This is a genomic window from Acaryochloris marina MBIC11017, from assembly GCF_000018105.1.
Classification (GTDB): domain Bacteria; phylum Cyanobacteriota; class Cyanobacteriia; order Thermosynechococcales; family Thermosynechococcaceae; genus Acaryochloris; species Acaryochloris marina.
Genome location: NC_009925.1, coordinates 4,959,388 through 4,971,966, shown reverse-complemented (window position 1 = coordinate 4,971,966; position 12,579 = coordinate 4,959,388). Strand labels below are relative to the sequence as shown.

Annotated in this window: 18 protein-coding genes; 3 read left to right on the top strand and 15 right to left on the bottom strand. The window is 45.6% G+C overall.

All coding sequences use genetic code 11. The annotated features are described in order from the left end of the window. Positions 1-126: 126 nt before the first annotated feature. From AM1_RS22350 to AM1_RS22315, 9 genes are all read right to left on the bottom strand, one after another. On the bottom strand, positions 127-945 hold the full coding sequence (locus AM1_RS22350) for a TlyA family RNA methyltransferase (RefSeq protein WP_012165173.1): 819 nt from the start codon (positions 943-945) through the stop codon (positions 127-129). Between the two features lie 86 nt (positions 946-1,031). Further along, on the bottom strand, positions 1,032-1,139 hold the full coding sequence (locus AM1_RS44455) for a DUF6984 family protein (RefSeq protein ID WP_390610016.1): 108 nt from the start codon (positions 1,137-1,139) through the stop codon (positions 1,032-1,034). Further along, the gene (locus AM1_RS42280; RefSeq protein WP_041660173.1) at positions 1,108-1,359 is read right to left on the bottom strand and encodes a DUF6984 family protein; all 252 of its coding nucleotides are present in this window, start codon (positions 1,357-1,359) and stop codon (positions 1,108-1,110) included. The genes AM1_RS44455 and AM1_RS42280 overlap by 32 nt, the downstream gene beginning before the upstream one ends. A gap of 138 nt (positions 1,360-1,497) precedes the next feature. After that, positions 1,498-1,794: a hypothetical protein gene (locus AM1_RS22340; RefSeq protein ID WP_041660171.1), complete on the bottom strand. Its 297-nt coding sequence runs from the start codon at positions 1,792-1,794 to the stop codon at positions 1,498-1,500. Positions 1,795-1,903: 109 nt separating this feature from the next. Then, positions 1,904-2,656, bottom strand: a complete 753-nt coding sequence (locus AM1_RS22335; RefSeq protein WP_012165170.1) for a class I SAM-dependent methyltransferase — start codon at positions 2,654-2,656, stop codon at positions 1,904-1,906. A 145-nt stretch (positions 2,657-2,801) separates the two neighbouring features. Beyond that, complete coding sequence (locus tag AM1_RS22330) at positions 2,802-3,329, bottom strand: alpha-ketoglutarate-dependent dioxygenase AlkB (protein ID WP_012165169.1); 528 nt, start codon at positions 3,327-3,329, stop codon at positions 2,802-2,804. Then, the gene (locus tag AM1_RS22325) at positions 3,326-3,736 is read right to left on the bottom strand and encodes a cytidine deaminase (RefSeq protein ID WP_012165168.1); all 411 of its coding nucleotides are present in this window, start codon (positions 3,734-3,736) and stop codon (positions 3,326-3,328) included. Before AM1_RS22325 ends, AM1_RS22330 begins: the two co-directional genes overlap by 4 nt. Before the next feature lie 147 nt (positions 3,737-3,883). Beyond that, positions 3,884-4,234: a hypothetical protein gene (locus AM1_RS22320; RefSeq protein ID WP_012165167.1), complete on the bottom strand. Its 351-nt coding sequence runs from the start codon at positions 4,232-4,234 to the stop codon at positions 3,884-3,886. Between the two features lie 91 nt (positions 4,235-4,325). Then, on the bottom strand, positions 4,326-4,613 hold the full coding sequence (locus AM1_RS22315) for a hypothetical protein (RefSeq protein WP_012165166.1): 288 nt from the start codon (positions 4,611-4,613) through the stop codon (positions 4,326-4,328). 293 nt (positions 4,614-4,906) lie between these two features. Between AM1_RS22315 and AM1_RS22310 the strand changes: the two genes are divergently transcribed. Next, positions 4,907-5,299, top strand: coding sequence for a hypothetical protein (locus tag AM1_RS22310; RefSeq protein WP_012165165.1), 393 nt, complete (start codon positions 4,907-4,909; stop codon positions 5,297-5,299). Here the strand turns inward: AM1_RS22310 and AM1_RS22305 are convergent. Further along, the gene (locus AM1_RS22305; RefSeq protein ID WP_012165164.1) at positions 5,296-5,712 is read right to left on the bottom strand and encodes a universal stress protein; all 417 of its coding nucleotides are present in this window, start codon (positions 5,710-5,712) and stop codon (positions 5,296-5,298) included. The genes AM1_RS22310 and AM1_RS22305 overlap by 4 nt on opposite strands. Before the next feature lie 137 nt (positions 5,713-5,849). On the opposite strand from AM1_RS22305, the gene AM1_RS22300 reads away from it, so the two are divergent. Further along, entirely contained in the window at positions 5,850-6,488 is a 639-nt protein-coding gene (locus tag AM1_RS22300; RefSeq protein ID WP_012165163.1) for an FMN-dependent NADH-azoreductase, read from the top strand. A gap of 126 nt (positions 6,489-6,614) precedes the next feature. On the opposite strand, the gene AM1_RS22295 is transcribed toward AM1_RS22300, so the two are convergent. From AM1_RS22295 to folB, 4 genes are all read right to left on the bottom strand, one after another. After that, positions 6,615-6,977, bottom strand: coding sequence for a hypothetical protein (locus AM1_RS22295; RefSeq protein WP_012165162.1), 363 nt, complete (start codon positions 6,975-6,977; stop codon positions 6,615-6,617). A 202-nt stretch (positions 6,978-7,179) separates the two neighbouring features. Next, complete coding sequence (gene ftsH4, locus AM1_RS22290) at positions 7,180-9,075, bottom strand: ATP-dependent zinc metalloprotease FtsH4 (RefSeq protein ID WP_012165161.1); 1,896 nt, start codon at positions 9,073-9,075, stop codon at positions 7,180-7,182. 587 nt (positions 9,076-9,662) lie between these two features. Continuing rightward, positions 9,663-9,821 (bottom strand): high light inducible protein, encoded by a 159-nt coding sequence (locus AM1_RS22285; RefSeq protein ID WP_010477987.1) that lies wholly within the window; start codon positions 9,819-9,821, stop codon positions 9,663-9,665. Positions 9,822-10,025: 204 nt separating this feature from the next. Continuing rightward, positions 10,026-10,385, bottom strand: a complete 360-nt coding sequence (gene folB, locus AM1_RS22280; RefSeq protein ID WP_012165160.1) for a dihydroneopterin aldolase — start codon at positions 10,383-10,385, stop codon at positions 10,026-10,028. A gap of 215 nt (positions 10,386-10,600) precedes the next feature. Between folB and AM1_RS22275 the strand changes: the two genes are divergently transcribed. After that, positions 10,601-11,356, top strand: a complete 756-nt coding sequence (locus AM1_RS22275; RefSeq protein ID WP_012165159.1) for a metallophosphoesterase family protein — start codon at positions 10,601-10,603, stop codon at positions 11,354-11,356. 69 nt (positions 11,357-11,425) lie between these two features. On the opposite strand, the gene AM1_RS22270 is transcribed toward AM1_RS22275, so the two are convergent. Beyond that, positions 11,426-12,430 (bottom strand): phosphoribulokinase, encoded by a 1,005-nt coding sequence (locus AM1_RS22270; protein WP_012165158.1) that lies wholly within the window; start codon positions 12,428-12,430, stop codon positions 11,426-11,428. Positions 12,431-12,579 lie beyond the last annotated feature (149 nt).

Here is a 12,579-nt window from a genome sequence, read left to right as displayed (position 1 = left end):
TCTTGTTTAGTGTGCTGATATGGTCTTATCTCAGACTCAAAGATTCTGGATGGAAAACGATTAGTACCATCTCACCGATGCAATAGCGAGACAATTGTCATTCGTACCACACCCATTGAAGCAGCATCACTTTGGCTGTTGGGAAAGCGTTTTTTGAGCATCCACGGCAATCTCTAAAAATGTTTGTGGAGAAGGACCACTGCCCTCTTGCTGTAGCCATAACAGGAACTCGATGTTGCCCTTCGGGCCAGGTAAGGGGGACCAGGTAACGCCTGCATAGTGCCAGCCCAGCGCTGATGCTGCTTGGTAGACCTGTGCGATCGCATCTCGATGCGCGTGAGAATCTCGTACCACGCCATGCTTCCCCACTCGGTCCTTTCCCACTTCAAATTGGGGTTTCACGAGCAACACCATTTCCCGTGGCGGTTGTAAGAGCTGCCAGAGGGCAGGCAAAACTTTCGTTAGAGAAATAAACGAGACATCAATCACGCCTAAATCAGGAATAGTCGCATCTTCGGTAAATAAATCAGCAGGCTGAAGATGGCGGAGATTGGTGCGTTCCTTGAGGATGACCCGAGGATCATTGCGGAGCTTCCAGGCCACCTGCCCGTAGCCCACATCAATGCCATAGACCTGTTGGGCTCCGGCCTGCAGCAGACAGTCCGTAAACCCCCCAGTGGAGATGCCGCCATCCAGACAAATCCGATCCTGTATCTGAATGGGAAACTCAGCCAAAGCCTTTTCTAGCTTATGACCACCACGAGAAACAAAGGGAGATTTTTGTTTGACTTGAATCTCTGCTGTTAATTGAACTTCGGTCCCCGGCTTATCAATAATTTGGTCATTGACCTTTACTTCCCCAGCCCGTATGACCCTTTGGGCTTGCTGCCGAGAGGTGCATAACTCTAATGAAACCAGTAAGGTGTCCAGACGCTGTTTAGCCAAGGCAGAGAGGATACGAAAATACTACTTTCCCAATTCTAAGAGTCTGCCTACCCCTGCCGATCAAAACGATGGATTAAGGGTCGTTTCTATGTCAGGGGGCGAATGTCTTCCTTCAAAGGCCACCGCTGTAAATTGCTAAAATCCACTTTCCACACATCAATCTCAAAGGGCTTTCCCTGCTGGTCGAAGTTCAAGGTGGCTGAAACCAAAATACCGCTCCGAGTCCTCGAAATAGCATTCGGCAACCGTCTCACCTAGCCGACGATTAACCCCGTCTAGATTCTCGAACAGCAGACTACCCATTTCTCCATCATTCATGGATTCAATCCGAAGGTTACGCGGAGTTTGTTTAAGTCCTGCCATAGCAAACAAATACTCAAGGATAAGAAGCTCTGATTCATCTGGTTGCCTCATTTCTGTCCACCATCCATTGATTTATCTGTAGGACAATGCCGAGGGACAGAATGGCTACAGTGCCCTGTCCTATTTTTGAACATACGCCTTTTGGGCAGCCTACAGATGCCCTGTTCTGCGCACAAGAAAGTAAAGTTCTTAAGAAACCGCCTCTGCTGCCCATGGCTTTGAAACATCGGTACTAACGACGATTCGATCGATAAGCATTCTCACTTTTTGCAGTTTATCTGTGAAGTTACGCTCTTCCCACCGCAAAAATCGGGGTGTGTTTTCCACAAATCCCCAGCCGTAGGCCAAGGCCCGCTCAGGATTTCTCTCAAGGGCTATCCAATCCTTGTTGAGCGAGGTTTCAAGTGTAGGATAAGCTTTTTGTGAGAGGAATAATTGTTCTTCAGCAGTCAATGCACAAAGGTCAAACGGTCGCGAATCACTCATCACAATCCAAAACAAGAGTTCTCCTATTTCTCTGACATCATTCAAACTTGCAGAGTTTCACCGGAGTTGGAATTCTGCAAAGTACGAGTATCAATCGACCTGGATTATCCTATGCAAGCTTTCTAGCAATATAGAAGCCATAGCTAAAGTACGCTTTGAACTGTTTGAATACTTCGATTTCCTGCTTTTCAGCTTCTACTAGGGCTTGCGCATCATCGCTATGGGCATGGTGACTGAGAAACTTGTCAAATCTGCTTTGCAGGGGATGGTAGTAGTTGTCTAACCAGCAATGTTCTGGCAGTACAAAGTAACCTAAGGGAACGTAGCCCGCTTTTTCTAGGAGCTTTATTTTCGCCGAAGCCGTATCTATTTCAGGGTACTGAGCGTCCCAGTAAGATTGAATTTCATTGGGGCGATGGTCTGTCAGCCAAGTGATTTCCGATACGGCGAGTACTCCTTGGGGTTTTAGAAATGGCCGCCAATCGTTAATGCCTTGTTCAAATCCGATATTGTAAATCGCCCCTTCCGACCAGATAACGTCAAGTTCGTTGGGTGCAAATGTCAGATTATCGATCGATTCGACTTGGGGGTGGATAGATTGGCTCAGATTGCACGTTTCTGCGTTTCGTCGCAATATCTCAATAAACTCAGGTAGAAAGTCTACGGCAATAATGTCTGCATTGAGCTTGTTCGCTAAACACAAGGTAGAGGCCCCAGTGCCACAACCGAGATCCGCAATTTTCAAAGGTCGCGACCTATCGAGAGCTGCCAGCGTAATGGCAAGTTCAGTTTCGAGTGCTCCACCAGGCCCTTGGCGGTCATTATGCTGATGCAGATCGATTAAAAGTTCTAGATTCTCCACCAGATTTCTCCGAGTTCTTCAATATTAGTTTGAGCGTCTTTGAAACTCGTGATGTGGGAAGCGCTGCCGAGATGATATTTATATTGCTAGTGTTAGAGATTAGGCAGTAGGCACTCTAAAAATAGCAGTAAAACTTACCGAGAGGTTAGCTGATGATACTTCTAAACGTGACGCTGATACGTGGACCTGCCTGCGCTTCTTTGAGGATTCCATGAAGCCAATCGATTTGGACTTCGTTAGACATATAAAGCAAATCGCCACTTTCCAAGCTGTAACTGTATTGGGTTTCTCGAGCCTGCTTATGTTTGTAAGTAATGGTTCTAGTCGCTCGAAGAGAAAGAGTGGCAACGCCAGTACCTGGAGATAATTCCTCTGCCGTATCAGAGTGAAATCCCATGGATGAACTACCATCCGTATAAAAATTGAGTAAACAGTTATTCGGAGTAAACCCTAGCGACTCTAACACAGCAGCACACAACGGCAATAGCTCCGGGTGCATTTCGGTTTTTAAATACGTGATTTGTGAGTAGTTATAGGCGACTCCGAAGCTTGCTGTTCTCCGAGCTTTCATTCGAACATCCCACACCACTGTGGAGCAAAGTTTGAAAAATAGGTCCTGGTGATTAGGCCAGAAAGCTTTGCGCAAATCTATATCTGGAGGGGCAAAACTCATATTTTTTTAAAAGCATTACCCCAATAATAAGGTTGGACCTCTTTCAAGGTCTTAACCTCCCACTGGGTGGCATCGTCAATAGTGGGAACTGCCACTTCTACGTCTTGCCCCCAATGAAACAGACGTTCCTGACAAATACCGCAAGGCGTCAAGATCACAATGGGCGAAGTACCTGTTTGTCTGGAAACACAAACAGAGGCAATGATACGTTTACCTAATTTCTCCGCTCCACAAATCGCACCCGTTTCAGCACATAGCATTCCACTGCCCCATTCAGGTTCGAAAAATATACTGGTTAAGACTTCCCTATCTTCGGTGTACATAGCCGCAGCGATTCCTTCTTCACCAGGAAAATGCTTTTCTAAAAGTTCAATGGCAGCATCGACGAGTGCTTGATCTAGTTCCATTATTAAGTGATCAACGCACGATAATCGTATCCACTTCAGTGCAGGGTTAGGAAACACCAAATCAACGGGTATTTTTGACCCGATATAATGGGGGAAGATTCATTCGACGCTGGACTTGAATAAGATATCCAATCTGGAATCTAATGGTTACAAAACTTGAGGAATATCAACCTCCTCAGATTCATCGTCAATAATGACGAAAAATCTATCAGGATCAGTATTTTCCCATCCAAAGCTTACAGAAACAACCCAACGCCCTCCATCACGTTCGTTGTAGTCAAAATATACATGATCTGCATCAAGCTTACCCACCTGCTCACCATAGAGATGTTTTTCAGCTATCTCAATAGCTTTGTTGGCATTCAAATTTGCTTTTTTTAATGCATCCTTACGAATTTCTCTCTTGTAGCACTTACCACAATAGCCGCAATTATAATCGTAGGTTGACTGGAGAATCTCAACATTACAATCGATGCAATGAGTCTTTGGTGATGACATAAATTCCCCCTAGTCCGAGCAATTGTCTACCGTTGGTGAGCGGTTAATATAAGCCTTCTCCGGCGCTTTATTAGGTGTTTTGAACATTCGGCTAATGTATCCGAACCATGAGTTCATAATCACTAATTTCATTTTCGTTGAGCCACTTTTCCATGGAGGCAAATGATGCCCGATGATTCCCTTTACCTGAATTAAAGATGATGAATTCATAGTCATCGTCTGCTAAATAACAAGTGCGATGGGCCTCTTGGAAACCCAAAAGGTAACCATTGTGAGTGTGACCAATAATATTAATCTCAGCAGTAATGGTGTTGTCTTTAGCGGATAGAAAACGTCTAATCCATTCATGCTTTTGCAAGATCAGATGCTTGGAATCCATTCTGATATTTCTCCTTACTATGATCAGGAGGTAAATTTCCTCCTAATATGCAGCCAGTTGATAGCTCCTTGAACTCTAAACAGTCGGTCTGTTCAAATATGAGTATTTCTGACTGTAGCTGAATCCAAAGTGGTTAAAAGACTTAGTGATATTGCTCAAAGCAGAGCTTCTAAGCGATACATAGGGTTAACCTATATTGAGAGGACTACTGATTTTTCAGTATTAGTTCATTCTTCCCTGATCCATAACTCAGATTAGATAAACCAACCCGATCTATTTTTGACATAATCCCTATGTTTGGCAGTTTTCAAACCAGTAAGCTCAGAATTGAAATTAATGCCTCTGAAGCAGCCTTGCAAGATGCCTTAACCAAAGGATCACAAATTAAACAGTGGCTATGGCCCCAGACCTTTTCTGATGATTTGCCCACAACCTTAAAACCAGGAGTCGTCTTTACTAGTTGGTTGGGTCCCGTCGAAATTCAGCACCATATAGATGTGGTGGATAGCAACACCATACGTTTCATCTTGAGCAAAGGCGTGGATGGCTTTCAAGAATGGTCTTGGGGCGAAAGATGGGTGCAGTCTCGTCTAGAGGGTGTTTCCTTGCTACCCCTCAATGCTGGTCAGAGTTTGACGCTTTTGCGGCTAAAAGCCTTCTTGGAATGGCGGCAATCTAGCCTTTAGCGCACCACCATTACTGAGCAGGAGGCATCACTGACCACTTGGCTACTGACGGAACGTTGGAGAATTCGCGTAACTCCTGTGAGTCCTCGACTACCAATGAGGATCAAATCGGCTTCATAAATATTGGCGACCCGAATAATTTCTTCGGCTGGATCACCCGTTACGATTTCTAAGCTACTGTCACAGGGTAGTGATGCTTTATAGGTTTGTAGTTCTTCTTCGATATGCCGAAATACGCCTTGTGGATCGGAGTAAGGGCGATCTGCAGGCTGTTCTTCCCCTGTTTCGTTGGTAGAAATGACGTGAGTAAGAATCACGTTCCCCACAGTATCCAATTGGAAACTTTTGAGAGCCAGCATGACCCGTTCAGAAATTTCAGGGCTATCTAAGGCGACCAGGATGGTATTGAACACTCAACGTCACTCCTGTTGAACCAACGACTCTTACTCTGAGATTAGTTATCCCACCCAATAGACTTGCACTGTCTCGACATCTTCAGGTTCTATTAACTACAATTCTTAATTTTGGCAAGAGAAGTAGACTGTTAGGTATGCTTTCTCCAGACTCCAAGCCCCGTTGCTTACTCCACATGGATGTGAGTGCCCGCGTCCAAGGCTCTTACTCCCGCCAGCTTACCCAAAAATTTGTCTCTCAATGGCAACAGGCCAACCCCCATCACCAGATCATTTATCGCGATATTGGCCGTTTCCCCATCCCCCATATTGATGAGACTTGGGTTGCAGCTTATGAATCTGAACCGGAGGAACGTACAGCTGAGATGCAGGCTGCGATCGCACTCTCCGATACCCTGATCGATGAGCTGTTCGCCGCCGACTGCTATGTGATGGGGATACCCATGTACAACCTAACGGTGCCGTCTACGTTTAAAGCGTATCTAGATCAGGTATTTAGACGCGATCGCACCTTGCAAATCGTCAATGGCATCCCCCAAGGACAACTAGCGAACAAAAAACTTTTAGTGATTACTACCCGAAAATATAATTACCGAGTGGGGTCAGGACGAGAAGATCGAGATTTTCTAGAACCATATCTCAGTGCCATTTTTAAGGTTATAGGGCTGACTGATATTTCATATATTCATGCTGACCAATTAGCATCAGCCCTTGAACGAGAGCACTCTCTGGCTAAGGCAACCCAAATGATTCATCAACTAGCTTTGAACTTTTAATGGCTATCTAACAGGAAGGCTGGAAAGCGTCTACTTCCCAGCCTCATTGATTGGTTGAATTCCAGTAAGTTGTACCCGTCACCCTGCCAGCAAAATTGCGAAGCAAGACTGAAATGGATATTTTGATCAATCGTCTTGTTGCTCAAGAATGCCTGCAAATTGCTCTTTCACACCTTCCAATAGATTAGGCTGATCGCCTTCCACCTGTGGTAAAAGGCCAGCTATCTGTTTCGACTCTTCTAATGCCATAAACATAACGACCAGTTTTTCTTGGGTTTTTTGCACCGCCTCCGCGAGTTGTTCTCGATTTTCCGTCATATTGTCAATCTGGCTAGTTAATGACGAAATTTGATCTTGGGTTTCTTCTAGTTCTTTCTCCGTAACTTGCTGTTTAACAATTGAACGAGATTGTAAAAAAATAATGAGAATAACAGCTGCTATGAAAGCGAGGAACAGAAAGTCCGGAGCCATGGTTTCGTTCGCAGTCATATTAACCTTCCTTGTTTATAAGTAATGCACGCGCCTATTTATGGGTTACCACTTTGTGGAATCAACTGTAAAGCGTTCATCTAGATCTACCTAATTGTCTGCAAATACTGACAACAGAAAAAGTTTTCTGAATCACATCTCGATCGAAAAAGGCCCCATGCTAAGCATGGGGCCACCCAAAGGAATGTTTTTCTATATCAACTTAGACCGCTACGGGCTCTTCAGTAGTCTGGACATGGGATTCAGGATAAACCTTAGCCAGCATCTGTCGCAGACCTTCGCCTTCAATCACCTCTGACTCCAGTAGCTGCTCAGAGATGGTCTCCAACAGTTCCTTATTCTCCTTGAGAATACTCAGAGCTTCCTGATGAGCGGTTTCGACAATGCCCTTGACTTCCTTATCAATGGCCTTAGCCGTTTCATCACTCACCATTCGTCTCGCATTCATACCGCCACCGAGGAAGTTATTCTGCTGACCTTTGTCATAAGCCAGGGGCCCTAACACTTCACTCATGCCATAGGAGGTGACCATTTGCTCGGCTAAGTCCGTGGCTCGCTGTAAGTCATTGGAGGCTCCGGTAGTGATGCTGCCAAAGATGACTTCTTCTGCAGCTCGTCCACCTAAGAGTGTGGCAATTTGACCTTTGAGTTCTGACTCATTCAATAAGAACCGATCTTCTGTCGGCACCTGGAGGGTGTAGCCTAGGGCTGCCATGCCGCGGGGAACGATAGATATCTTCTCGACTTGGTCAGTTCCAGACATCTTGGCGCCAACGAGGGCATGACCAACTTCGTGATAAGCGACAATCTTCTTCTCTTTGTCGTTGAGGACACGGCTCTTTTTCTCTAGTCCAGCAACGACGCGCTCAATGGCTTCGGCAAAGTCTTGAGTCTCAACGACCTTGCTGTCTCGACGAGCAGCAAGTAGGGCGGCTTCATTCACTAAGTTAGCGAGGTCTGCTCCAGCAAAGCCTGGGGTACGGGTAGCCATGGCTTTAAGGTCGACGTTGTCACCCAGTTTGACTTTCTTGGCGTAGATTTCCAGGATGGCCAGACGACCGCTGAGGTCGGGACGGTCGACGAGGACTTGGCGGTCAAAGCGACCGGGACGCAGAAGGGCGGGGTCTAAGGTTTCAGGACGGTTGGTAGCAGCTAGGACGATAACGGTGGCATCTCCGGCTCCAAAGCCATCCATTTCGGTGAGCAGCTGATTGAGGGTTTGCTCGCGTTCGTCATTACCACCAACGAAGCCATTTCCACCTGCTCGAGATTTACCGATGGCATCAAGTTCGTCAATAAAGATGATGCAAGGAGCTTTCTTTTTAGCTTGTTCGAACAGGTCACGGACTCGAGCAGCACCGGTACCGACAAACAGTTCCACAAATTCTGAACCAGAGATACTGAAGAAGGGAACGCCTGCTTCGCCAGCAACGGCTTTGGCCATTAAGGTTTTACCAGTTCCGGGAGGGCCTACAAGAAGGACACCTTTGGGAATCTTGGCTCCAATTTCGGTGAAGCGTTGGGGAGATTTGAGGAATTCGACGATTTCTTCAAGTTCGGTTTTGGATTCTTCAACGCCTGCGACGTCATCAAAGGTGACTTTGTTGTCATCGCCTTCGACGTAGACTTTGGCTTTGTTTTTGGTGACGGAGAGGGCTCCTTGGGGACCACCACCACCGATGCCACCTCGACTAAAGAATTGGAAGATGGCGACGAAGATGACGGGGGGAATAACCCAACTCAGTAAGGTGGTGAACCAGCGGTTGCTGGGGGGTGGGGTGGCAGCGAATTCGACGCCTTTGGATTCCAGAAGCTTGGGCAGCTCTAGGTCGAATATCGGAGTGGTTTCTAAGAGTTGTCCTGCTTGATCATCCGCATTTTTGATTTGATACCGAATAATGTCCTGGCCAACCGAAACTCTGGCGACTTCTTCATCTTGAACTTGCTCAAGGAAGAAGCTATAGGGCACTTTGGGAATGCGTGGTCCTGTAATAAAAGGAACAACTAGGTTCACTATCAGCAGAATTGCAGGGACAAACAGCAAAATACTGGTGATGGGATTCGGTCGTGGACGTTGAGGCTTTTCATTGACTGGCATTGTGGCTTTCCTTTGGGGATAGAGTTTTGAAATGTTTCTACTAAAAGATGAGGTTACTAATTGTGATTAGATGGGGCTTGACTCAAACTTGGCTAGCATTGCGGCTTATTCAATGGCAGAAAAACTAGAGGCAGAGTGTAAAGACGCCTTTTCTAAAGTTGAATAGTGGATGGACATCAATACTGACCACAACGAAATGATTTTTGTAACGTTATGTAAACTATATTAACGTTTTTGTTACAAATCGTCAATCGAATTCCTGTTTATATGGATTAGGACAGGAGTTGACAGTTCATATATTGGGATCACAATCGTCGATATATGGGCAATACACCCTAAACATGAAGACGATTAGGGCATTAACCGTTTCTATCTAGAGTCGAAGTTCCAATCTCTAAGTAATGATGCTGGTGTTGAATATGGGCCGAGGATTGCCCCCCATGTCTGGATAATCGCTGGCAAAAAAAATATCCTTACTCAAAGCGAGCAAAGATATTGAAAGTTTGATAGAAATTGGCTAATCAGCTAGAGAATGGCAGCGATGCTGCTTCTCAATGAGAAGAGTCACACAGTTGTGCTACTAAGCTTTAGTAACTAAATAGGGAAAGAATTTGTGCAAGCATTCCTTCGCCAGAAATGACTTCAGTAACAAAGCCTAGGAAAAAACCAAGCATTGCAAGGCGACCGCTGAAGTTTTCAGCAAAATCAGTGAAGCCCCACATTGGTTCTGGATCTGATGGGTTCATAGGATGAAGGCTCCGTAAGTACCTTAATGTAACTTTATATTAAGTATATGATATTACGTGTGATTTTTGTGGGTTGAGTACATACGTCTTTGAACATTGGCACTCGTAGCCAATAGTATCAATTTCTTCAAGGTAAAGATAGCTCGCCACCCTTAGATTTGAGGTGACCTCTTCTAGAAAAATGAACAGGGCGAAAAGTTTTACTCAAGACCGGTTTCGCGTTATTTCGATGGTGATACGACCCGAAAAGTCAGGAATAGGAGCAGCAACTTTCGTCAGTTTGACGCTGACCTTTTCAAGGCTGGAGTGGTGCAGTAGCTGTTCAGCGATGGCAGTTGCTAGGCGCTCGATTAACGCATATTTGGACTGGTGAATCAGCTGTTTTACCTGCTCAATAGTTTGGCGATAATCCACCGTATCTTCAATGCGATCGCTCCTACCAGCCGCGGCTAAATTTACCCACAAGACTAAATCAACTTCAAACCACTGCCCCAAAACTTGTTCTTCTGGTAAAAACCCTGTGTATCCGTAGCTGCGGATGCCGTTCAAGTGTATACAATCCATCCGGATACCTCTAAAGTTGTGGATTATAGTCCCTCATAGACATAAAGTTGATAGATGAATAATCAACTTAAGAAATAACTACTCGAATTAACCTCAAATCAGTCATACTTGTGAGTAGTGGTAACTGTAGTTTTAGCGATTTTGTCTTTAGATTTTAGTCTTTTCAACGTATAGCATGGCTATTGTTACCCCTGGACCTTGCATAGCATTTGTGGATGAGTGCACAACAACTGCGTCGATTTGTCATCGGGGATATTCATGGTCACTATCAAGGGTTACTTGATCTAGTATCCCTACTTGAGATTGGCGAATCTGATCAAATCTACTTTTTAGGTGACCTTATTGATCGAGGCCCTGATAGCTCTAAAGTCGTAGATTTTGTTCGAGAACAGTCTTACACCTGTTTGTTAGGAAATCATGAGCAGCTGATGGTAGCGGCTTTGGCGAATCTTTCCCCAAATTCATCCGTATTGCAAATGTGGTTGCAGGCAGGGGGGCGAGAAACCCTGCAAAGCTACAGCTCCAAACAGCATCTTTGGGAGCATTTGAGTTGGATTAAAACCCTGCCAAATCATCTCGATTTAGGAGATTATTGGCTCGTCCATGCTGGGATTAACCCAGATCTGCCGTTAGAACGTCAGACGGCCCAGGAATTTTGTTGGATTCGACGGGAATTCCACAATATGCCACAGCCCTATTTCCCAGACAGAATGATTATTACCGGCCATACCATGACCTTCACATTCTCAGGGGTTGAACCTGGCCAAATCGTTCAAGGTGCAGGCTGGCTCGGGATTGATACTGGCGCTTACCATCCAGGCAGTGGTTGGTTAACAGCCCTGGAACTGTCCTCGTCCACCGTGTATCAGATCAATGTCCATAGCAATGTCTCTCGGGTCAAGCCCCTGGCAGATGTGTTGGTGTCTTTGCCCCATGGCCAGGACACACTATCAATGCCAATGTCTAGTTAACCCATAAAAAAATCAGGCGTTGAGAGCAGCCCCAACACCTGAATATAGAAATCTATAGATAGGAATGTGTTACACGCCAACCGTTTCTGACGTCTTGGTTGCAGTCAACTTCTCATAGGTCGCCCGCATCTTTAATCCAGCAATAACCTGGAACAAGCCAGAGCCATTGTTAGATCCGGGGTAATCCCGATGCTTGAGCAGCAACTCCGTCATCTCACCTTCAAACTTAGTAGAGGTATTACTGAGATGACCTTCAATATAGATGACCTCATCCAGCTTCTCGAATTGACCGTCTACTTCTAGAACAGATACGGCGTTACCGTAGTAATCGTCAGGACCATAGGCCATCCGAATACCGGGGTAAGAACAAGTTAACTTGCGACCACAGGGCACCCAATTGATAGTTGATCCTTCATCAAAGAGATAGACCGGGGCAAAATCAGGCACACCGTCTTTTTGAATCAGTCGGACCCGCAGAATGCTGCCGGGCTTCTCTTCCTTCAGCAGTTGTGTCGGCAAGATCTGAATCACAACATCAGCATGTTGTTTTTGCGGATCAATATAAGCCTCAAAGTCAGGACGACGAGCATTGATAGAGGCCAGAACGTCTTCATAGGTATGACCCCGCTCTGCCATGTCTCGCTGAATCTTCCAGGCAATTTTGACTTCATCGCTGATGTCCAAATAGACACTGAAATCAATCAACCCCCGAACCCGCTCATCGTGGAGAGGGTGCAGACCTTCAATCACAATTACGTGGTTGGGGTCGATGCGTTCAGGGGGATCAATGAGACCTGTTTCGTGGTTGTAAATGGGCTTATCGATTGATTGACCACCTTTGAGGGTTTTGATTTGCTCGTACATCAAATCAAAATTATTCGCTCTAGGGTCTAGAGCAGTAATCCCCGTTTCCTTCCGTTGATAACGATCCAAGCTGTGGTAATCATCTAGGCAAATAACCGTGATGAATTGCTCCCCAAACAGATCCTCCAGTCGGCGCAGGAAAGTAGATTTACCGCATCCAGAGTCACCGGCAACGCCGATTAGAACAACACGGTCTGGTTTAGTGGTCATAACTACGATTTCCTTTATAAATCCTATCTCAACAGCAACTAACCCCAGGCACCAACCCGTATGAGAGGGGGTTTGCACAGATAGAGCATTAAATTGCTCCTTTCTGATATTACTAGGCGTTTGTACCCTCTGGATAGCCAAACCTAGAA